Source organism: Neobacillus sp. DY30, assembly GCF_030123065.1.
Lineage (GTDB): Bacteria > Bacillota > Bacilli > Bacillales > Cytobacillaceae > Neobacillus.
Map to the genome: position 1 here is coordinate 967,119 of NZ_CP126093.1, position 21,583 is coordinate 988,701.

Sequence of the window (21,583 nt, forward strand, 5' to 3'; positions counted from 1 at the left end):
TATGAAAAAACAAAATTTTGGTAGACTCACCCTTACGTACTTAGTTATCCTGATCATGTTTGTAATCATTTTATATCCACTTGCATGGATCATTGGATCATCATTTAACCCCGGGCAAAGCTTATCAGGGTCAAGTATTATTCCTGAGAATGCAACACTAGCCCACTACAAAGAGCTATTTGATACGAGTAAAAGTAACTATGTTTTTTGGTATATCAATTCGCTAAAAGTTAGTATCTTAACGATGATTTTTACTGTTATTTTAGTCAGCTTTACAGCTTATTCGTTCTCACGGTATCGCTTTGTCGGCCGTAAAAATGGTTTGATGACCTTTTTAATCCTGCAAATGATTCCTAACTTTGCAGCATTAATTGCTATTTATATCTTAGCCACTCTTACCGGATTAATTGATACTCATTTAGGCTTAATCATGGTATATGTCGGCGGACAAATTCCGATGAACACTTGGTTAATGAAGGGTTACTTAGATACGATTCCAAAAGAACTTGATGAATCTGCAAAAATTGATGGTGCGGGACATTTACGGATTTTTATCCAAATTGTTATGCCGCTTGCAACACCAATTATTGCGGTGGTTGCGTTATTCTCGTTTATCGCACCGTTTGCTGACTTCATCGTGGCAAGTATCTTACTAAGAACAGAAAAAAATTACACGCTGGCAGTTGGCCTTTACGATTTGGTGGCAAAACAATTTGGTGCCGAATTTACAACATTTGCTGCAGGTGCAGTATTGATTGCAGTTCCAATTGCAATTTTATTCTTGTCATTCCAACGCTTCTTCGTGTCTGGACTAACAGCAGGCGGAACCAAGGGATAAAAATGATTTTGCAAGAAGGAAAATCCTTATTTCTGGATTATAATAAAAACAAAAACCCTTTGAGGGGATGTAGAGTATGGCAGTTACGATTAAGGATGTGGCAGCAGTTGCGAATGTTGCTCCTTCAACCGTTTCAAGGGTGATAGCTGACAGCCCAAGAATTAGTGAAGAGACAAAAATAAAGGTAAAGAAAGCGATGGAGCAGCTTGGATACCATCCAAACTTAAATGCAAGAAACCTAGCAAGTCAGTCTACACAAGTGTTAGGACTTGTCATGCCAACGTCAAAAGATGTTGGCTTTCAAAACCCCTTTTTCCCGGCCGTTTTACAAGGTATTAGCGAGGGAGCACGAGAGAAAAATTATGCGTTACAAATGTCGACGGGAAAATCAGAAAAAGAAGTTCTTGATGCCGTTATACAGATGGTACAGGGAAAAAGAGTGGATGGAGTTATACTTCTTTATTCTAATGTTGATGATCAGGTTATATCCTATCTAAGGGAGCAAAAATTTCCTTTTGTACTAATTGGGAAGCCTTATATAGATATGGAGGAAATTACTCACGTTGATAATGATAATGTTCGTGCTGCAAAAGAAGCGACTGAATATTTAATCGGATATGGACATGAGAAAATTGGTTTTATTGGCGGTAGTCCTGAGCTTATGGTTACCGTAGATCGTGTGACGGGTTATCAGCTGGCCTTAAAAAATGCTGGGCAGGAAATCAAAAAAGAATACATGATTCATGAGGAGTTTTTAAGAGAAGGCGGTCAGGAAGCCGTTCGTGAATTAATGGCACTTGAGCAGCCTCCTACTGCACTTGTTGTAGCGGATGACTTTATGGCGCTTGGTGTTCTAAATACCTTGGATGAACTAGGAATTAATGTCCCGAACGACCTGTCTATTGTTAGCTTTAATAATGTACTGCTTGCAGAAATGGCAAGACCGCCATTAACCTCCGTTGATATAAATATATTTGAACTTGGCTATCAGGCATCGAAAAACCTAATTGTTATGGTGGAAAATAAGAACGAACCTACGAAGCGGTTAATCATTTCTCATCAAATCATCGAACGTTTATCATGCACTAAGCCAAATCCAGATAGGATTGGAAAGGATTTAACATGAAAAAATTATGGTGGAAAGAAGCAGTAGCCTATCAAATTTATCCTCGAAGCTTTATGGATTCAAACGGGGATGGAATAGGTGATATTCAAGGGATTATATCTAAATTAGATTATTTAAAAGAATTAGGCATTGATGTAATTTGGATTTGCCCAATGTATCAATCACCTAATGATGATAATGGGTATGACATTAGTGATTATCAAGAAATAATGGATGAATTTGGAACAATGGCTGATTTTGATCAGCTATTACATGAAACGCACCAACGAGGTATGAAGCTTATCCTTGATTTAGTAATCAATCATACAAGCGATGAGCACCCATGGTTTATTGAATCCCGATCCTCAAAAGATAGTCCAAAACGAGACTGGTATATTTGGAAGGACGGAAAAGACGGGAAAGAGCCAAATAATTGGGAAAGTATTTTTAGCGGGTCTGCTTGGGAATATGATGGGCAAACAGATCAATACTTTTTGCATCTCTTTTCAAGAAAGCAGCCTGACCTCAATTGGGAGAATAAAGAGGTTAGACAATCCTTATATAACATGGTGAATTGGTGGCTGGATAAAGGAATTGATGGATTTCGTGTTGATGCAATCAGCCATATTAAAAAAGAAGCTGGTTTAAAAGACATGCCGAATCCTAAGGGATTAAACTATGTTTCTTGCTTTGATAAAATGATGAATGTCGATGGAATTCATACATTTTTAAAAGAGCTTAAGGAAGAAACGTTTTCTAAGTATGACATCATGACCGTAGGAGAAGCAAATGGTGTAACGGTTGATGATGAAGCTGACTTAGAACAGTGGGTTGGAGAAGAACATGGTAAATTTAATATGGTTTTTCAGTTTGAGCACCTTAATCTATGGGATGCCGAAGTGAAAAAAGAACTTAATATTATTGAATTAAAAGATGTCTTAACCCGTTGGCAAAAAGGGCTTGAAGGTAAAGGTTGGAATGCCCTGTTTATTGAAAATCATGATAAAGCACGTGTTGTTTCAACGTGGGGTAACGACCAAGAGTTTTGGCGCGAAAGTGCAACCGCATTTGGAGTCATTTATTTCTTCATGCAGGGGACGCCTTTTATTTACCAAGGACAAGAAATTGGCATGACAAATGTTCAATTTGATTCTATTGATGATTATAACGATGTCTCAGCTAAGAACATGTACAGATTGAAGAAGGCTGAAGGGGTCCCTCATCAAGAGATTATGGAAGTAATCTGGTCTTCAGGCCGTGATAATTCCCGTACCCCAATGCAGTGGTCAGAAGAAAAAAATGCTGGATTTTCAACAGGTAACCCATGGCTGAAACTGAACCCAAATTATAAAACAATTAATGTTTCCTCTCAGGAAAGAGACGCTTCATCTGTACTGAATTTTTACAAAAAGATGATACAGTTAAAAAAGGAAAACGAAGTATTTACTTATGGTAAGTATGATTTGCTGATGGCGGACGACCCGCAAATCTATGCCTATACTAGAACGTTGAATGATGGAAAGATACTAGTAATGGCAAACCTTTCTATTAGTCCAGCAGAAGTTAAGGATGTTAAGCTGGAAAACCACCAACTATTATTAAATAACTATAATCATGATGAGCAAGAAGGGACGCTTATCCTACAGCCATATGAGGCAAGAGTTTATCGGATTAACTAGCATAAGAAAGAAAAAGACGATTTCAACTTTTGAAATCGTCTTTTTCGTGTTATTTACTTTATCCTAATTCCATGCGTCTATATACGCCGGGTGCGATACCGTACTTTTTATGAAAGACCCGATGAAAATAAGGATAGGTGCCAAAACCACATTCCTCAGCAATTTGTTCTAGTGTCAAGGAGGTGTATTTCATTTGATCAATGGCCGCGGCTAACCGAATTTCAAGAGCATATTCAATGATTGTTTTACCAATAGTGCTTTTGAAGAGATGAACAGTACGGGAAATGCTCAGTCCTGCATGCTGGGCAACATCCTCTATTTTCAATGCCTGGGTTGCGTGCTCTTCAATGTAACGCATCATACGTGTCACTGAATAGGGCCGGTTGAAAGATGGTGCAGTCTCACGAACAGTCCGCTCTAGAAATAAACAAAGCGCTTTAAATAAATAGCTGGCAAGTTCTTCGTCTTGATTGGAAGCAGGACGGCGTTTTTCCATCATGATTTGGCGCCAAAGAGATAGTAATTTTTCGTCGATATGAATGCGAGAAACATTTTGTTTCTTATTTCGATCCCACCATTCTTTCACCCAGTTTCCTTCACAAACAAGGTGATAATCCCCGCTAATTTGCCCATCTTCAACGAGCAGTTCATAGTGATCCCCGGGTTGAATGAATAAAAGGTCTCCTTTTTCAAGATTCATTTTCTGTCCCTTTACCACCACTTCACAATGGCCTTCTGTCTGCAGGCGCAACAAATATGAGGGGTATCCTGATTTATGTTGTGAGTGATATCCATTTGTATGATAAGAATAACCGCAAAATAAAATATTCGTCATAATGAATCCTCATAAAATAGCAAAATAGTAGATGTTTTCATTATATCATCTATGTTTATATGTTGTAAAAACCATTATTATGGTATCAAATCAGTAATGTCATTATAAGGAGGGCGTAAGTTGACAAACATTCCAATTGCATTACAAATGTACACATTGCGAGATGGGAGCGAAAGGGATTTTTCTGGTACATTAAGAAAAGTCAAAGAACTTGGTTTTGATGGTGTTGAATTTGCAGGTTTTGGAGGAATGTCCGTTCTTGAGGTTAAGGCATTAATAGAAGAAATTGGACTCCAAGCAGTGGCTTGTCATATTCCCCTAAATGAACTGAAGAATAATTTGTATCAGGTTATTGAAGATCTAAAAACACTTGATTGTCGCTATGTTGTCTGCCCCTATTTAATGCCTGATTCTCGAACCGAGGCAGACTATAACGCCCTCATTCCATTTTTAGACCATGCAGGTGAGATTTGCTGTAATGAAGGGATTACACTTTGCTATCATAATCACGATTTTGAATTGGATAAGTTGTCCGACGGAAAAATGGCACTTGAAACGATATTTGACAAAACACAATCTGAAAATGTAAAAGCTGAGTTGGATGTTTATTGGCTGACAAAAGCAGGAGAAAACCCAGTCAACTGGATGAAACGTTATCAAAACCGAACTCCGCTTATCCACTTAAAAGACATGACCTTAAATGAAGAAGGATTCTTTGCAGAACTTGGAACAGGCGGAGTCGATATTGAAGCAATTTTAGATCATGGTGAAAAAGCGGGAGTACAATGGTGGATTATTGAGCAAGATGTAAGCCGTTTAACACCCTTTGAAAGTATAGAGATTAGTATCAATTATTTAAAACAAAAATTGGAGGGATAAGAATGACTAAATTAAGAGTTGGAGTGATTGGTTGCGGCAGTATTGCGATTCATCGCCATTTACCTGAATATCTATCAAATAAAAACGTTGAACTAACTGCTGTGTGTGATATCAATGAAGAGCGCGCACAAAACACTGCTGATAAATATGGAGCAAAAGCTTTTACAAGCTATGAAGAGTTAATCAGCAGCGGTTTGGTAGACGCAGTCAGCGTTTGTACACCAAATTATCTCCACGCTCCGATTACAATCGCTGCTTTAAATGCTGGACTTCATGTTCTATGTGAAAAACCAATGGCCACGTCAAAACAAGAAGCAGAAGAGATGGTTGCAGCAGCAACAGCCAATGGCAAGAAGCTTATGATTGCTCATAATCAGCGGTTTGTAGCTTCACACCAAAGAGCACGTCAGTTAATCCAAAGCGGAGAGGTCGGTAAGATTTACAGCTTCCGTACCGCATTCGGACATGGAGGACCAGAAGGCTGGAGTGTTGATGGCAAAGAAAGCTGGTTCTTTGAGAAAGAAAAAGCATTTGTTGGGGCAATGGGGGATCTCGGTGTACATAAGACCGATTTACTGCGCTATGTGTTAGGTGAAGAAATTACCGAAGTAGGATCTTTTGTTGAAACAAACGCAAAGGGTTTCGCAACGGTTGATGATAATGCGGTATGTGTATTAAAAACAGAGAGTGGAATCATCGGAACTCTTGCTGCTAGCTGGGCTTATACAAGCAAAGAAGATAACTCAACTATTATCTATGGAGAAAAAGCGATTCTACGTTTGGAAGATGACCCTGTAAATTCTCTTGCCGTTCAATATACAAACGGAGAAATCGTGAACTATCAGCTCGGCAAAATTCAGTCCAATGAAGCCGGAGGGCAAAATAATTCTCGAGTAATTGATCTGTTTGTAGATGCTTTAATTCAAGATCATGAGGTGCCTGTTACCGGTGAAGAAGGCATGAAATCATTGGGTGTTATTTTGGCCGCGTTAGAGTCTAATGAAACGAAGCAAATAGTAAGAGTGAGAAAATGATGAAAAAGCTCCGTATTGGAATCATCGGAGTTGGCGGTATTGCGTTAGGCCGTCATATTCCTTCATTTTTACAGTTGAAAAATATTTGTGAGATTACTGCTTTAAGTGACATAAATGTGGAACATGCTCAGGAAACGGCAGAAAAGTATAATATCTCTCATGTTTTTTCGGATTATCATGATCTTTTTTCAGTGGTTGATGCCGTTTGTATTTGCACGCCAAATAAATTCCACGCTGAAATTACCATTGCAGCACTTGAAGCGGGAGTACATGTATTGTGTGAAAAACCGATGGCATTACGTGCTGAGGAATGTGAAGCGATGATTAAGGCTTCTATAAAGGCAGATAAAGTTCTTGCGATTGCTTATCATTACCGTTTCATGAAGGAAGCGCAAGCCGCTAAGAAAGCCATGGAGGATGTAGGTACACCTCTTGTTATAAGGGTACAGGCATTGAGACGACGAAAGGTCCCTGGCTGGGGAGTATTTACCAACAAAGACCTGCAAGGCGGAGGCAGTTTAATTGATTATGGGTGCCATCTATTAGATTTAGCTTTATGGCTGATGGGGAATCCAAAACATACATTGGTGACAGGCACCACCTATAACACATTAAGTAAATTGCCAAATCAAGTGAATCACTGGGGCTCGTTTAACCATGAGACCTTTAATGTCGATGATCATGTGACTGCCTATCTACAATTTGAAAGTGGTGCTTCCATGTTGTTTGAAACATCATGGGCAGCCAATATAAAGGATGACGCGGAGCACCTTAGCATTTCTGGTGTGGACGGGGGATTAAGTGTTTTCCCATTTGAGCTCTATACTACCAAGAACGGAATGCTTTTAAATAGTGAAGCTACATGGCTTCCTGGTGAAGAAGACCCTGGTTTGCAGCAGGCTAGAAACTTTATTGAAACATGTCTTGGATTAGATGAACTAGTAGTGAAACCGGAAGAGGCACTTCAAGTTTCGCAGATTATAGATCAACTTTATGAGAGTGGGGGAAATACATTATGAAACTAGGAGTTTTTACCGTACTATTTGGAGAAAAGTCATTTGAGGATATGCTTGATAGAGTCAAAGAAGCAGGACTTCATGCAGTTGAAATCGGTACAGGGTGTTATCCAGGAAACAGCCATTGTGATTTAGAGGGGTTATTAGAGAGTGAAGAAGCTCGTAATCTATATCTTCAACAAGTGGAGAGCCGTGGATTAACCATCAGTGCATTTAGTTGCCATGGTAACCCCATTTCTCCTGAAGAGGGTTTCGCTAAAACCTCACATGAAACACTATTAAAAACCATTAAGCTTGCTTCCCTATTAGGTGTTCCTGTTGTTAACTGTTTTTCTGGTACTGCAGGAGACCATGAAGGTGCAAAATATCCAAATTGGCCAGTAACACCATGGCCAAACGAATTTGGTAATGTGCTCAAGTGGCAATGGGAAGAAAAATTAATTCCTTATTGGAAAGAAGTTGGTCAGTACGCGAAGGAACATAATGTGAAAATTGGGCTGGAGCTTCATGGAGGGTTTTTAGTTCATACTCCATATACCCTATTAAAACTTCGTGAGCAAACATGTGACGCAATCGGTGCTAATTTAGATCCAAGTCACTTATGGTGGCAGGGAATTGATCCAGTTGCCGCAATCAAAATTTTAGCAAAAGAAAATGCCATCCACCATTTTCATGCGAAAGACACATACATTGACCAAGAAAATGTGAATATGTATGGACTGACAGATATGCAGCCCTATGGGGAAGTACGAACCCGGGCATGGACATTCCGTTCCGTTGGCTGTGGACATAGTTTAAAAGATTGGTCAGATATGCTGAGTGCGCTGCGTACGTATGGCTATGATTACGTAGTAAGCATTGAGCATGAAGACCCAATTATGTCTATAGATGAGGGCTTTCAACGTGCGGTGGCTAATTTGAAATCCGTTTTAATTGAAGAGCCTGTTTCACAAATGTGGTGGGCGTAAAAAAGGTAAAAAAAGGTAAAAAACTTAAGGGGCAGACGCCCCTTAAGTTTTTTAGTTTATGGTTTCTAATTTATTACTTTTCGCAAACCTCTCCCAAGGCTTTGTAAGCCAGCGTCTTGGACAAAAGTAAGTCCATAATTAAAAACCTCTCCATGGATATCATATAATCGGAGCAGCGGTTCACCTAAAATAAAAACAAAAATGGCAATACCTATTCCAAACCAGAAATTCAATCCGAATACGGAGTAGGATAACTGCCTGGCCCGCTGTAGTTTTCCTGCACCAAGGTTTGACTTAACATTAACGTTGCCACAATCCCCATGCCCAAATGAAGGGCTAACTCAATAAATAGCGGCCAGGTAATACTGAATAAAGTCTGTTCTTGATATTTATTTTGTTGTTCTTCCACGAAATTCTCCTGATTCTTATTATTTAAAAAGTATGATTAATTTTACTCTTATATGGATGAATTAGGAATAGGAAAATGGAAAAATAATAAGATTGTTATAAAGCCATGGATTTGCTATTTTAAAACTAACACATTACTAAAATGGGAGAAAACCATGGTCATAAAAGGAAATCTATATCGGGTTTTGTTAATCCTAATTTTTTGCTTATTATTCTCTTTAGAGGCTGCTGATCTACTCCTGCCTAATTTTTTTCACTCTATAAAAATGACAAGTTATTTAACCATCGCCATATATATAGTAGCAATCTTTACGTTGTTTCTTCTTACAAAAGAGTTTGATTATAAGGCAGATGAACTCCATAAAAGTCAGCAAAAAATGAAAAATATCTTTGATACCCTTGATGTGGCCATATGGTCGCACGATTTAAAAACCGACACGCTATTAATTACGCCAGGGATTGAAAAGTTATATGGCTTTAAGCTGGAAGCTTTTTATGAAAATACGGACCTTTGGAAGGAAGTTATTTACCCGGAAGATTTGTATGTTTTAGAAGAAAGGGCAAAGAAAATTGCGATGGGTGAAAATGTAACCAGCCAATACCGTATTGTACGTCCCGATGGTGAAGTTCGCTGGATTCAGGATAGCGGAATACCAACCTTTGATTCAAAAGGAGAGTTTGTTGATTTTAGCAGTGTATTATTTGATATTACAGACCGGAAAGAAAGCGAAGGCCTCTATCAAAGTTTAGTAGAGATGTCACCTGATATTATTGCTGTCGTTTATGATGGAAAAATTGAATATATCAATGAAGCGGGCTGCAAATTAATAGGTGCTGAAAATCAGGAGCAATTGATCGGTCAATCAGCTAAAAATTTTGTTGCACCTCAAATCACGGATTTAATAAAAAACAAAGTATTCTCCCCTAATAAGGCCGAAAACGAGAGATATAATTTTGAATTTCAAGTTAGGCGAATTAATGGTGAAAGTATTGACGTAGAGATGGCGGCCAGGTCTATTCTTTACGTAGGACGATTTGCCATTCAAGTAGTGGGCAGGGATATAACTCAAAGGAAGAAATCGGAGCAAACGATTAAATTCATGGCTTATTTTGATAGCTTAACCGGTCTGCCAAATCGCAATCAGTTCAGAAATCATCTAAATGAAGTATTACACCAACAAAAGAATAACATGCATGCAGTTATCTTTTTAGACCTAGACCGTTTTAAGATTATTAATGATACAAAAGGGCATTCAGTTGGAGATATCATTCTCCAAAGGGTTGCAGACCGTTTAGAAACAGCCGTTCAAAATGACGGTCTAGTTTCACGCCAGGGCGGGGATGAGTTTATTATCGTCCTTGAAGATGTAGACAAAGAAAATGCTTCACTAGTAGCGAAACGAATTCTTAATGAATTTTCAAACCCAATTGAAGTCAATAATGAAGAGTTTTATGTTACACCAAGTATCGGTATCAGTATTTATCCTACAGATGGAAGCGACGAAGAAACACTGATTAAAAATGCAGATACCGCTATGTACCAAGCAAAAGAACGCGGAAAAAATAACTATCAATTTTACTCAAATAATCTCTATGGAATTTCGACATGGAAAATGAAGCTAGAAAATTGGTTAAGAAGGGCTATGGAGCAAAATCAAATGACGCTCCACTATCAGCCGCAGATTGATTTAAACTCAGGCAAAATTGTCGGTGTTGAAGCATTAATCCGGTGGTACCATCCGGAATATGGCTATATTGCTCCGTCTGAATTTATTCCTTTAGCGGAAGAAACAGGTCTAATTGTGCCGCTGGGGAAATGGATTTTACGAGAGGCATGTGAACAGAGAAAAGCATGGAAGGATGCCGGTTTTAGTGATTTTCCTATAGCTGTTAACGTCTCTGTACGTCAATTTCAAGATGAGCAAATCATTCCATTTATTTCGGATCTGCTTGAGGAAGTTGGACTAGAGACAAATTATTTGGAACTTGAAATTACCGAAAGTCTTATGCAAAACCTTGAGAATTCAACCATCATTCTGAATCAATTGAAAAGCCTGGGCGTTCTGTTATCGGTCGATGATTTTGGTACTGGCTACTCCTCACTGAGTTATTTGAAACACCTTCCGATTGATAAGATTAAGATTGATAAATCCTTTGTCGACGATATTATCTATCATTCTAATCAAGGTATGATGGTGAAAACGATTATTGATATGGGGGTAAATTTAAAGTTCACTGTCATCGCGGAAGGAATCGAAACAGAAGAACAGGTTAAGTTCTTAACGGAGAATGCTTGTCAAATTGGACAAGGCCATTACTACAGCAAGCCCTTATCTGCTGATAAATTAGAAAAATTTCTTAATGAAGATAAGGATCATACTCCATCGTGAAGTAGTAAGAGCCAATATGTTTTAAAAAGAGACCTTCATCGAAGGTCTTTTAATTTCCCCATTTTAAGTTTACGGTTAAGGTACAGCAGGTCATTTGACTGCTTGGATCTGGTTGTGTTTTCAGTTCAAAGTTCACACCGGTTGGAGTAAAGGTTGTCTTCACAGGTACTTTTAGACCTATCGTTTTCATTAACCGATCCACTTCGGCTTGGTTTCCTTGTTGAGCAGCCGTCATTAACTTAACGTCAAAATCCTTATCGTCTAACCGATTCAACAAGATACTGCCCTGGCTCAATAATAACCGATAGGACTTAATGGACTTTGTGAAAACATTTACATCCACCGGTGGATATTGTCTGGTTATAGGGTAGTGGTAATGATAACCAGGGTAAGCGGGCTGCTGTGGGTACAGAGGGTAAGGATAGTGGTAATAATACATCATAAATCTCCTTCCTTCCATATTCAGTGCACAAGGCATTATACGATATGAGATATGGACTATTTTGGTTACAAGGGAAAATCGTCTGGATTTCGTATGTTGGAAGCTATATGGAAAATATTTTCGATGAGCAAAATATAAAAAACAATCACGGCACTTCACATAGAAGTGTCTTTTTTGATGTTATTCTGTGATTTTGGGTAAAGTAAAGGGAGAAAAATTCATTGACGTGAAACCAAAAGGTTTTATATAATTTAGAAAGTGAAACCAAAAGGTTTTATATTAAAAATGAAAGTAGGAGAATTTCTTGCAAAATACGTTACAAGATATTAAACAAACCGTTGTTATTAACGCACCAATCCAAAAGGTATGGGAGCAAGTATCATCTGCAGAGGGTATGTCTGCATGGTTTATGCCGAATGATTTCAAACCGGAAGTGGGAGCAGAGTTTCATTTACAATCTCCATTCGGTCCATCTCCATGTAAAGTGACTGAATTTAATCCTCCTCATTCTCTTTCGTTCAGTTGGGATACTGAAGGATGGTTTTTATCGTTTAGTTTAAAGGATTTGGGGGATAAAACAGAGTTTACCGTTATTCATGGCGGCTGGCCACAATCTGATGCAATCATTGGCAAGGCCAACCAAAAAGCTTCTGATATTAGAAATCATATGTCTCAGGGCTGGGCTGGTATCGTTCAAAAACTCCGTACCCTTTTGGAGAGCTAAGTGTCATCCTCTGCACAAAAGCATGATGTATTTCAAGCGATTGCTGACCCCACTCGAAGAGAAGTATTAAGATTACTTGCGGAAAAAGAGCGCCCCATCTCAGAAATAACCGCCCATTTTCCAATGAGCAGGACAGCCATTGCTAAACACCTTCAAGTTCTTTCAGAAGCTGAATTAGTTCATGGTCAAAAGGTAGGGAGAGAGAAAATTTACCGGCTTCAACCTGAGCCGCTGACAGAACTCAAGCAATGGCTTTCGTTCTACGAAAAATTCTGGGAAAATAAGCTTTCGATCCTTAAACATATTGTTGAAAACCCTGAAGACCAAAGACTTCAGGTAATAAAATCAGAAGAAACCGACAAAAATTAATGTCGGTTTTTTTATTTTATAGTGACCAAAGAGCATTCAACTCTAGGACATTCTTATTTATCATTTTTTTAAAAGCCAATTTCTAGAAAATCGTGATAAGATATTTGTAAACACGTGTATAGGAGAGAGCGATATGTGGGCTTTTATTTTGGTAGTGCTGGTCCTGTTTCTAATCCCAGGCCCGGCGGTGTTATTGACCTTGACTCAAACTGTAAGAGGCGGATTAAGAGCTGGGATTATCACAGGTGTTGGTATTGCTGTAGGAGACTTAATTCATACGATTGCAGCGGTTCTTGGACTTTCAGCCATCCTTATGACATCGGCTTTAGCTTTTGAAATAGTTAAATATTTAGGTGCTGCCTATTTAATTTTTTTAGGAATAAAGGCGTTTCTCGAAAAAACAAAACAACAGGAACTGCAAAATACAAAAATAGAGAAATCGGCGGTATCCTTTCGACAAGCATTACTCATTGAGTTGCTTAACCCAAAAACGGCATTATTCTTCCTTGCGTTTCTACCGCAATTTGTAAAAACTGATGGACCCCCAGTGGTCTATCAATTACTAACACTAGGTCTAGTTTTTGTAGTCATGAGTATTCTGTACACATCGTCCTTAGCCTTTCTAGCAAGTTCATTAGGGAATAAGCTATTTGCTAAAGATAGCAAGATGTCCCGCTGGCAGGGAAAAGTAGTAGGAACTATATACATTGGATTAGGTTTACAACTGGTATTCCAAAGTCAAAAATAAGAGATATAGAGAATCACTCCCAATCCTTACCTATTTGTAGAAAAAAGCCTAATTTTTTAGAGTGTTAGGTAAAATTAGGCTTCTACCATAATCTTATAAATTAAATTATAAATACTCGTCTAAATCCATAATCAACATATTTGTCAATAATACTTAAATTAGTCTTACCTAAAATCTAGAGGAGGTTATTTGCTAAACTTACTCTTCCATTAATAATAAAAGGTTATTAATAAACCCATCATAATTGTTGGATTTTAATAACAGGTAAACATTTTCGGGTTCTGATAATATTTTGATAAAACTATCATAGACATCCCGAAATATGCTTCGTTCTTCCTTATTTAGAGCAATTAGGGCAATAATCTGTACAGAATGGTTTCCCCATTTAACTGGTTTGTCATTTAATACAATCGATATAGCTGACTTTAATGCGTTCATTTGCATCGAGTGTGGCACAGCGACATTATTATTAAAGGATGTCGAGGACATCTTTTCCCTTTCAATGATGTCATCAATACCCCCTTCTTCCATATATCCTGACTGAACCAGTTTACCTCCAATAAACCTGATCATTTCAAATTCATCTTTTAAATAAATGTTATGCTGAAACAACTGGGGATCGAAGAGCCTAATTAAATGATTTTTCAGCTTCATACGACTTCGTTTTTTATTAATTTTTGTGATGATGTGCTGAATCTTCTGCATATCCTCTTCTAAAAAAAATGGATTTACATGGACAATTTCATGTTCTGTTATTTTGGGAAGCTGAACCGTTGTGATAATCAAGTCTGAGTCAATTTGTCCGAAATTACTATCAAGTTGGGTAATCACTCTGCTTATCTCAATTTGTTCTCCGAAAGACTGCTCAAGTCTTTTTAACATCGGGATGTGCATGTTGTAATACTCCGGACATACAACTGTGCAGGTGATTTTATATTCAAGCGCTTTTTGCCGCTCCAGGAAGGCACCAATATGGAAGGCAATATAGGCAATTTCATCTTCATTGATTTGAATATTTTCTTTTTTTTGTATCTCATTTGAAATAAATACTGCCAGGTCATAAATGAGTGGGTAAGATGATTTAATCTGCTTGGTTAATGGGTTTTTTGACAAATAATTATGCCTTGCCCGGTTAATTAAATTTCGTATGTGTAAGGTAAATTTTATTAGAAATTCATCACCATATATATCCACGAGATAGTAATCCTTCACTTTTTGTATAATTTCATTTACTAAGTAAATATAACGCTGCTCAATATATTCCCCAAGGTTTTCGTTGTTGAGGTTGTCATAACGTAAAATAGTGGCCTTACTAATTAAAAGAATCGTTAAGTAAGAAAGCTCTGCCCCCTCAAACGTAGTCCCAAATTCGGATTTTATTAACTTGGCGATATCCAATGCCGCCTTATATTCTTTTGTTTTGGTCAATGCATCTATGTTTTCTTTCGAAATGGTTCGCTGCTGCCTGACCCGTTCCGTTGCGATCACGATATGGAGCAGGATGTTTCCGATGGTATACTCATTTATATAAAGATTATAGGATGACAAAATTTTAATAAGCTCTTCCTTGAAATCATTTAAATCATAACCAAATGCGGATTGAATACTTTCTACATGCAAAAATTGGTCCCGTGTGTCTTCGTAAAAAATATGGCTCATTAGCTTACGTTTATCTCGTTCAAGTCCATTTAAAATAATCAAGTCTCCATCACGTTTGAACGATAAATTAAATTTTTCCAAAAGGCTTTTGGCTTTTTTTAAATCTCCTTCAATCGTAGAAGTACTTACATAAATTTCTTCACTTAGGTCAAATATATCCATACCTTCAGAATGGGCAATCGATTGCTTTAATAGATAATAGAGCCGCTCAAGTGGCGTCAGTCCTATTGTTGTTTCTTTATCCTCTTTCTGCTGCAGTTCTTGGTAAACGATTTCATTTATTTTATAACCAAGGTTGGAGGACATAATTAATACGTCTGGAGAGGTTGTTTCATTTATTGCATTTACATATTTGCGGATGCTCCGACTGGATACAGAGAATTGTTTAGCGAAAATGTCTGCTTTTACCCAATCGTTCTTATTTAACAAGAATTGAATAATCTCTCGCTCTTTCTCTTTTTTCATGCTACAACACCCCCCAAAAAGGTCTATTTATCGTTAGTTTTCCACTTATATATTGTAAAAAAACACATAATAAAATGATAGGTTGAAAAAGTTCCTACCCCCCGGAACATTTTCAACTTGAGATAAGATCTAAAAAAATAAGACAATGACCTCAGAAAGTTAATTCAAATTTTTCTAGGGAGGAATTTATGATGACAGAAAAGACCATTCTTTTAGTTTGCGGCGGCGGTGCATCCAGCGGATTCATGGCCCAAAATATTCGAAAGGCAGCTAAAAAAAGAGATATTGATTTAAATGTAATTGCCAGAAGCGAGTCTGAAGTAGACGATTATCTAAATGAAATTGATGTCCTGCTCATTGGCCCGCACCTGAAATACATGGAAGAGGATTTACAATCGAAGGTTAGACCGCATAACATTCCGGCTGCGGTGATCCCTCAAACCATTTATGGTCTGTTGGATGGAAACAAAGGTCTGGACCTCATTTTGGACCTTCTTGGCGAAAAATAAAATAGAACGGAGGTTATCCGGGTGAATACGTTTATTAATTGGATGAACCAAAACTTTACGCCAAAAATGAATAAAATTACGAGAAATGTATGGGTTTCTTCGATCCAGGAAGCCATTATGGCAACTTTGCCGCTGATTCTGGTAGGATCGTTGATTACATTGATTTCAATTTTGAATAATTATTTTTCAAAAATGCCTAATTTTTCACCTATTACTACCTTTTCATTTGGTCTTATTAGTATATTTGTTGCACTATTAGTTCCTTATTTCATTATGGAAAAAAAGAAAAAGAATGATAGAAAAATAATCTCAGGATTAACGGGTATTTCTTTATTTCTAATGCTGCTTGTTCCTAGGCTTACAGACGACGGCGGCATCACCTTCACGTTAGAACGTTTCGGAGGCAACGGCATGTTTGTTGCTTTGGTTGTTGGTCTTTTGGTTGGAGCATTCATGTATCTTTTTTCTAAGTTTTCTTTCTTTAAAGGATCAAGTTCGCTTCCGGATTTTATTATTATCTGGTTTGACACGATTATTCCTATCACCATTCTCCTTCTGTTCGGATGGTTGTTTACCTTCCAATTGAATGTTGATTTGTATGATTTAATCTTAAAAGCTTTTGAACCTGTTACCATGATTGCCCAAAGTTTTGCCGGATTTGTATTCATTAGTTTTCTCGGTATTTTCTTTTATTCTTTTGGAATCAGTGCCTGGATTCTGTATCCGATTATTTTTCCGATTTGGCTTGAGGCTATTCAAGAGAATATCAGTGGTACAGCCCAAAATATCCATACAATGGAGACGCTTACTGCTTGGGTGTGGATTGGAGGTATGGGTTCCACACTGCCATTGGTACTGATGATGTTATTCTTGGCAAAGTCCAGTCAATTAAAAGCAATCAGTAAAGTAACCATTGTACCTTCTATTTTTAATATTAATGAACCTGTTATTTTCGGTGCCCCGGTTGCATTCAATCCCATATTAATGGTGCCAATGTGGCTAAATGGATTGATTTTACCAGCTATCACTTATATTGTCTTGAATCTAGGATTGGTCACAGTTCCTGAAAGACTCTTCCAACTCTGGTATATGCCAGTCGGAATTTCATCCATCCTCATTAATTCCGATTTCCGAGGGTTGATTTTAGTAGCTGTAGTTGTAGTTGTTTCATGGTTAATTTGGTTTCCGTTTTTCAAAGTTTATGACATGCAGCAGTTTAAAAAGGAACAGGAACAGTAGAAACAAATTTGGAGGCTTACACAATGAACGAAAACAGCTTGAATGATATCAATGAAGTATCGATGAAAATCATCATAAATGCTGGTGACGCGAGATTAATCATTAAAGAAGCACTGGACTGTGTTGCAACTTGTGAGTTTGACGCGGCAAAGCAAAAGCTTAGTGAAGCAAAAAAGAAAATTAACGCAGCACACTCTGCCCAGACTGAAACGATTCAAGGAGAAGCTCGCGGAGAGAAGATTGCATTCTCCCTCTTGTTTGCCCATGCACAGGACACATTAATGACCATTATGAGCGAGTGGAATACAGCCAATCATATTGTTCGTTTATTTGAAGTGTACGATGAACGATTAAGTAAGCTTGAAGGAAAATAATCATGATTAAATGCCAGGTGGTCGTAAAATCTGGCATTTGCCTTTTCAGGAAATTGACAGATTAGGAGAGATTAAGATTATGCATAAACTAGAATTTCCAAGAAACTTTTTTTGGGGGGGCAGTATTGCCGCTCATCAATGTGAGGGAGCATATCAGGCTGACGGAAAGGGCCTCGGCCATATGGACTTAGTGACAACAGGAAGCTATGAAACGGAGCGTAAAATCACGAAGTCCATTGAGGAAGGAAATGTATATCCTTCGCATGATGGAATTGACTTTTATCATCGCTATAAAAGTGATATTCAGTTGTTTGGGGAGATGGGATTTAAAGCTCTCCGTATTTCCATTGACTGGTCCCGTATTTTTCCTCATGGAGATGATGAATTACCAAATGAAAAGGGACGGGCCTACTATCATCATGTCATCGATGAACTGCGAGCAAATCAGATTGAACCGATCATTACTCTATGTCATTTTGAGATGCCGATATCTTTAGTACGTAAAAATCAATCCTGGCTAAGCAGGGATACGGTTGAGTTATATCTTCGTTTTTGTGAAACTGTGATGAAGGAGTATAAAGGTAAGGTACGTTATTGGGTAACGTTTAATGAATTAAATCATTTAGAAATACAGAGTGATTTTTCTAATACTTTTACGTATATGATTACTGGCTTACAGTATTCTGATTTACATGATAGAGAGTTGCAGCTTGCGACAATGGGATATCATATGACGTTAGCGAGTGTTAAAGCCGTCAAAGTCGCACATGATATTGATCCGGATAATCAGGTTGGTTGTGTTTTTGGACTCACACCTTGTTATCCGAAGACTAGTAACCCTGCTGATGTATTGCAAGCCTTTAAAGATACAGAAAGAGATCTATACCAGGTTGATGCGATGTGCAATGGAGCGTTTCCTTTATATAAACTGAAGGAGTATGAGCGGAGAGGTATTACATTGCCAATTAGTGAAAGTGATCACCGTGCTTTTGAGGAAGGAAAAATAGACTTTATTGGGTTAAATTATTATTCCAGTGACGTTAGTTCGGCTGAACGTGATGAAAGCACTGAATCTTCTTTGTTTGGCGGAATAGCTAATGAGTATTTGGAAAAGTCATCATGGGGGTGGTCTATCGATCCAACGGGTTTAAGGTATATGCTGAACTATTTGTATCATCGATATGGCATTCCGATTATGATCACGGAAAATGGTTTAGGAGCTGTCGATAAAGTGGAAAACGATGGCAGCATCCAAGATGATTATCGCATCGATTATCTGAGGAAACATTTAGAAGCATTAAAGGCTGCCGTTGAAGAAGATGGTGTCGATTGTTTTGGCTACTTAATGTGGGGCCCCATCGATTTGGTTAGTGCTACTACGGGCGAAATGAAAAAACGTTATGGATTTATTTATGTCGACAAACAAGATGATGGAAGCGGAACATTTGAGCGAAGTAAGAAAAAGAGTTTTTACTGGTATCAGAAAGTGATAGCTACAAATGGAGAGGATTTAGATGTTAAAGGAGATTGATTGAAAAATGGTAGAAAAAATATATACAGTAACAGCGGAAACAGGAATTCATGCACGTCCAGCAACAGTATTAGTTCAATCAGCAAGTAAATATAATGCAGATGTAAGCCTAGAGTATAGCGGTAAAATAGTTAATCTAAAGTCTATCATGGGTGTTATGTCTTTAGGTATCCCTCAAGGGTCTCATATTAAAATTATTGCTTCTGGAGCAGATGAAGATCTAGCACTTGATGGGATTGAAGAAACATTAATAAGTGAGGGGTTAGGAGAATAATCGTTACACATTCGTAAATGGTTGCTGCGGCAACCATTTTTATTATGGTCTTGACACAAATATGAGTTTATGGTTTAAAATTAAATTACATTGGCACTCCTATAAGTGGAGTGCTAAAAAGCATGGAAAGGAGATATCTTTATGGCAAAAAAGCAGTTTAAAGCGGAATCTAAAAGGCTGTTAGAAATGATGATTAACTCAATTTATACCCATCGTGAGGTATTTTTGAGAGAGTTAATTTCCAATGCAAGTGATGCGATTGATAAAATCTACTACAAAGCCTTAACTGATGATGCGTTAAGCTTTGATAAGGACAGTTACTTTATTAAAGTAATACCTGACAAGGAAACGAGAACCTTAAAAATTATCGATACCGGTATTGGTATGACAAAGGAAGAGCTTGAGAATAACCTTGGTACCATTGCTAAAAGTGGATCTTTAGCTTTTAAAAAGGAAACAGAACTAAAGGATGGCTATGACATTATCGGCCAATTCGGCGTCGGTTTCTATGCTGCATTTATGGTGGCAGACGTCGTTACTGTAACAAGTAAGGCATTAGGAAGCGAAGAAGCCTACAAGTGGGAATCAGATGGAGCAGAGGGTTATACGATCGAACCTGCTGAGAAAGATTCAGTTGGAACTGAGATTGTCTTAAAAATCAAGGAAAATACCGAAGATGAGACCTATGATGAGTTTTTAGAAGAGTACCGTTTAAAGTCGATTATTAAAAAATACTCAGACTTTATCCGTTATCCAATTAAAATGGATGTTACCGGCAGAAGGCCAAAAGAAGGCAGCGAAAACGAGTTCGAGGACTATGTAGAAGAACAAATTATTAATAGCATGGTTCCAATTTGGAGAAAAAATAAAAGTGAATTAACGGATGAGGATTACGAGAATTTCTATGCTGAAAAACGATATGGTTTTGATAAGCCGCTAAAACATATCCATATCAGTGTAGATGGAACGATCCGCTATAATGCTATTTTATATATTCCTGAAAAAATTCCATTTGACTTTTATTCAAAAGAATTTGAAAAGGGACTAGAACTATACTCCAATGGCGTTTTAATTATGGACAAGTGTGCCGACTTGCTTCCAGACCATTTCAGCTTTGTTAAAGGGATGGTTGATTCTGAGGATCTGTCTCTAAATATTTCAAGAGAAATGCTCCAGCATGACCGTCAACTAAAGCTTATCTCCAAAAACATCAACAAAAAAATTAAGAGTGAATTGCAAAGCTTGTTAAAAAATGAAAGAGAAAAGTACGAAGAGTTTTATAAATCATTTGGCCGTCAGTTAAAATATGGGGTTTATAGTGAATTTGGTGCCAATAAAGAAGTATTGCAGGACCTTATCATGTTCTATTCTTCAAAAGAGAAGAAGCTTGTCACCTTAGATGAATATGTATCAAGAATGCCGGAAGATCAAAAGTATATTTATTACGCTTCTGGTGATTCCATTGAAAGAATCGATAAACTGCCACAGGCAGAGTTTGTCTCTGAAAAAGGCTATGAGATTCTCTATTTCACTGAGGATATCGATGAATTTGCAATCAAGATGTTAATGACTTACAAGGAGAAAGAATTCAAATCTATCTCCAGCGGTGACTTAGGAATAGAAGGAGAAGAAAACAAGAGTGATTCCGAATCAGAAGAGAAGGAATACAAAGAAATCTTTGACTATATGAAAAATATTTTAGAGGGTAAAGTCAAGGATGTCCGCGTTTCTAAGCGCTTAAAGTCTCACCCTGTCTGCCTGGCAACCGAAGGTGATATTTCAATTGAAATGGAAAAAATCCTTGCTGCGATGCCTGATAATCAAAATATTAAAGCAGATAAAGTACTTGAGATTAATAAAAATCATGAAGTATTCCAATCCTTAAAGGCTGCTTTTGAAAATGATAAAGAAAAGCTCAATCTGTATACAAAGTTATTATACAATCAAGCATTGCTTATAGAAGGTTTGCCTATCCAAGATCCAGTGGAATTTACGAATGATATTTGTAAGGTGATGGTATAATTTATAGATAATTCTTCACCATTTCTTTTGACAAAAAGGAGCAGGCAACAACCTGCTCCTTTCAAATTTGTATTA

At 37.6% G+C, this 21,583-nt stretch carries 21 protein-coding genes and 1 pseudogene; 17 read left to right on the forward strand and 5 right to left on the reverse strand.

The window, feature by feature from the left end; all coding sequences use genetic code 11:
- Nucleotide 1 precedes the first annotated feature (1 nt).
- From QNH29_RS04515 to QNH29_RS04525, 3 genes are all read left to right on the forward strand, one after another.
- Nucleotides 2–838: a sugar ABC transporter permease gene (locus QNH29_RS04515; RefSeq protein ID WP_283863659.1), complete on the forward strand. Its 837-nt coding sequence runs from the start codon at nt 2–4 to the stop codon at nt 836–838.
- Nucleotides 839–914: 76 nt separating this feature from the next.
- Nucleotides 915–1,964 (forward strand): LacI family DNA-binding transcriptional regulator, encoded by a 1,050-nt coding sequence (locus QNH29_RS04520; protein ID WP_283863660.1) that lies wholly within the window; start codon nt 915–917, stop codon nt 1,962–1,964.
- Entirely contained in the window at nt 1,961–3,622 is a 1,662-nt protein-coding gene (locus QNH29_RS04525) for a glycoside hydrolase family 13 protein (protein WP_283863661.1), read from the forward strand. Before QNH29_RS04520 ends, QNH29_RS04525 begins: the two co-directional genes overlap by 4 nt.
- Before the next feature lie 58 nt (nt 3,623–3,680).
- Here QNH29_RS04525 and QNH29_RS04530 read toward each other — a convergent pair whose 3' ends face one another.
- The gene (locus QNH29_RS04530; RefSeq protein WP_481858777.1) at nt 3,681–4,457 is read right to left on the reverse strand and encodes a helix-turn-helix domain-containing protein; all 777 of its coding nucleotides are present in this window, start codon (nt 4,455–4,457) and stop codon (nt 3,681–3,683) included.
- 120 nt (nt 4,458–4,577) lie between these two features.
- Here QNH29_RS04530 and QNH29_RS04535 point away from each other — a divergent pair, with 120 nt between their 5' ends.
- Genes QNH29_RS04535 through QNH29_RS04550 form a run of 4 tightly spaced genes read left to right on the forward strand, consistent with a single transcriptional unit; the run spans nt 4,578 to nt 8,354 of the window.
- Nucleotides 4,578–5,336, forward strand: a complete 759-nt coding sequence (locus tag QNH29_RS04535; RefSeq protein ID WP_283863662.1) for a sugar phosphate isomerase/epimerase family protein — start codon at nt 4,578–4,580, stop codon at nt 5,334–5,336.
- Between the two features lie 2 nt (nt 5,337–5,338).
- Nucleotides 5,339–6,370: a Gfo/Idh/MocA family protein gene (locus QNH29_RS04540; protein ID WP_283863663.1), complete on the forward strand. Its 1,032-nt coding sequence runs from the start codon at nt 5,339–5,341 to the stop codon at nt 6,368–6,370.
- Nucleotides 6,370–7,389, forward strand: coding sequence for a Gfo/Idh/MocA family protein (locus QNH29_RS04545; RefSeq protein ID WP_283865532.1), 1,020 nt, complete (start codon nt 6,370–6,372; stop codon nt 7,387–7,389). Before QNH29_RS04540 ends, QNH29_RS04545 begins: the two co-directional genes overlap by 1 nt.
- Complete coding sequence (locus QNH29_RS04550; RefSeq protein ID WP_283863664.1) at nt 7,386–8,354, forward strand: sugar phosphate isomerase/epimerase family protein; 969 nt, start codon at nt 7,386–7,388, stop codon at nt 8,352–8,354. The genes QNH29_RS04545 and QNH29_RS04550 overlap by 4 nt, the downstream gene beginning before the upstream one ends.
- A gap of 65 nt (nt 8,355–8,419) precedes the next feature.
- Here the strand turns inward: QNH29_RS04550 and QNH29_RS30300 are convergent.
- Nucleotides 8,420–8,629, reverse strand: a pseudogene (locus tag QNH29_RS30300) (MATE family efflux transporter); the annotation flags it as partial.
- A complete protein-coding gene (locus tag QNH29_RS30305; RefSeq protein WP_349654887.1) occupies nt 8,584–8,763 on the reverse strand; it encodes a hypothetical protein in 180 nt (59 codons plus the stop codon). The pseudogene QNH29_RS30300 and the gene QNH29_RS30305, both read right to left, overlap by 46 nt.
- Nucleotides 8,764–9,028: 265 nt before the next feature.
- On the opposite strand from QNH29_RS30305, the gene QNH29_RS04560 reads away from it, so the two are divergent.
- Nucleotides 9,029–11,152: a sensor domain-containing protein gene (locus tag QNH29_RS04560; RefSeq protein ID WP_283863665.1), complete on the forward strand. Its 2,124-nt coding sequence runs from the start codon at nt 9,029–9,031 to the stop codon at nt 11,150–11,152.
- Nucleotides 11,153–11,201: 49 nt separating this feature from the next.
- On the opposite strand, the gene QNH29_RS04565 is transcribed toward QNH29_RS04560, so the two are convergent.
- Nucleotides 11,202–11,594, reverse strand: coding sequence for a YuzC family spore coat inner layer protein (locus QNH29_RS04565; protein WP_283863666.1), 393 nt, complete (start codon nt 11,592–11,594; stop codon nt 11,202–11,204).
- A gap of 304 nt (nt 11,595–11,898) precedes the next feature.
- Between QNH29_RS04565 and QNH29_RS04570 the strand changes: the two genes are divergently transcribed.
- The 3 genes from QNH29_RS04570 (at nt 11,899) to QNH29_RS04580 (ending at nt 13,435) form a co-directional block, all read left to right on the forward strand.
- Nucleotides 11,899–12,318, forward strand: coding sequence for an SRPBCC family protein (locus tag QNH29_RS04570; RefSeq protein WP_283863667.1), 420 nt, complete (start codon nt 11,899–11,901; stop codon nt 12,316–12,318).
- Nucleotides 12,319–12,687, forward strand: a complete 369-nt coding sequence (locus QNH29_RS04575) for an ArsR/SmtB family transcription factor (protein ID WP_283863668.1) — start codon at nt 12,319–12,321, stop codon at nt 12,685–12,687.
- A gap of 133 nt (nt 12,688–12,820) precedes the next feature.
- Nucleotides 12,821–13,435, forward strand: coding sequence for a LysE family translocator (locus QNH29_RS04580; RefSeq protein ID WP_283863669.1), 615 nt, complete (start codon nt 12,821–12,823; stop codon nt 13,433–13,435).
- Nucleotides 13,436–13,633: 198 nt separating this feature from the next.
- Here QNH29_RS04580 and QNH29_RS04585 read toward each other — a convergent pair whose 3' ends face one another.
- Nucleotides 13,634–15,559: a BglG family transcription antiterminator gene (locus QNH29_RS04585; protein ID WP_283863670.1), complete on the reverse strand. Its 1,926-nt coding sequence runs from the start codon at nt 15,557–15,559 to the stop codon at nt 13,634–13,636.
- Nucleotides 15,560–15,747: 188 nt separating this feature from the next.
- On the opposite strand from QNH29_RS04585, the gene QNH29_RS04590 reads away from it, so the two are divergent.
- The 6 genes from QNH29_RS04590 to htpG all read left to right on the forward strand — a co-directional run bounded on the left by QNH29_RS04590 (nt 15,748) and on the right by htpG (nt 21,508).
- The gene (locus tag QNH29_RS04590; RefSeq protein WP_419954258.1) at nt 15,748–16,068 is read left to right on the forward strand and encodes a PTS sugar transporter subunit IIB; all 321 of its coding nucleotides are present in this window, start codon (nt 15,748–15,750) and stop codon (nt 16,066–16,068) included.
- A 21-nt stretch (nt 16,069–16,089) separates the two neighbouring features.
- Nucleotides 16,090–17,307 carry a PTS sugar transporter subunit IIC gene (locus QNH29_RS04595; protein WP_283863671.1) on the forward strand — a complete coding sequence of 406 codons (1,218 nt, stop codon included), beginning with the start codon at nt 16,090–16,092 and terminating at the stop codon, nt 17,305–17,307.
- Nucleotides 17,308–17,330: 23 nt separating this feature from the next.
- The gene (locus tag QNH29_RS04600; protein WP_283863672.1) at nt 17,331–17,681 is read left to right on the forward strand and encodes a PTS sugar transporter subunit IIA; all 351 of its coding nucleotides are present in this window, start codon (nt 17,331–17,333) and stop codon (nt 17,679–17,681) included.
- 79 nt (nt 17,682–17,760) lie between these two features.
- A complete protein-coding gene (locus tag QNH29_RS04605; protein WP_283863673.1) occupies nt 17,761–19,212 on the forward strand; it encodes a glycoside hydrolase family 1 protein in 1,452 nt (483 codons plus the stop codon).
- A 7-nt stretch (nt 19,213–19,219) separates the two neighbouring features.
- The gene (locus tag QNH29_RS04610; RefSeq protein ID WP_283863674.1) at nt 19,220–19,486 is read left to right on the forward strand and encodes a phosphocarrier protein HPr; all 267 of its coding nucleotides are present in this window, start codon (nt 19,220–19,222) and stop codon (nt 19,484–19,486) included.
- A 141-nt stretch (nt 19,487–19,627) separates the two neighbouring features.
- Nucleotides 19,628–21,508: a molecular chaperone HtpG gene (gene htpG, locus QNH29_RS04615; RefSeq protein ID WP_283863675.1), complete on the forward strand. Its 1,881-nt coding sequence runs from the start codon at nt 19,628–19,630 to the stop codon at nt 21,506–21,508.
- Nucleotides 21,509–21,583: the final 75 nt, after the last annotated feature.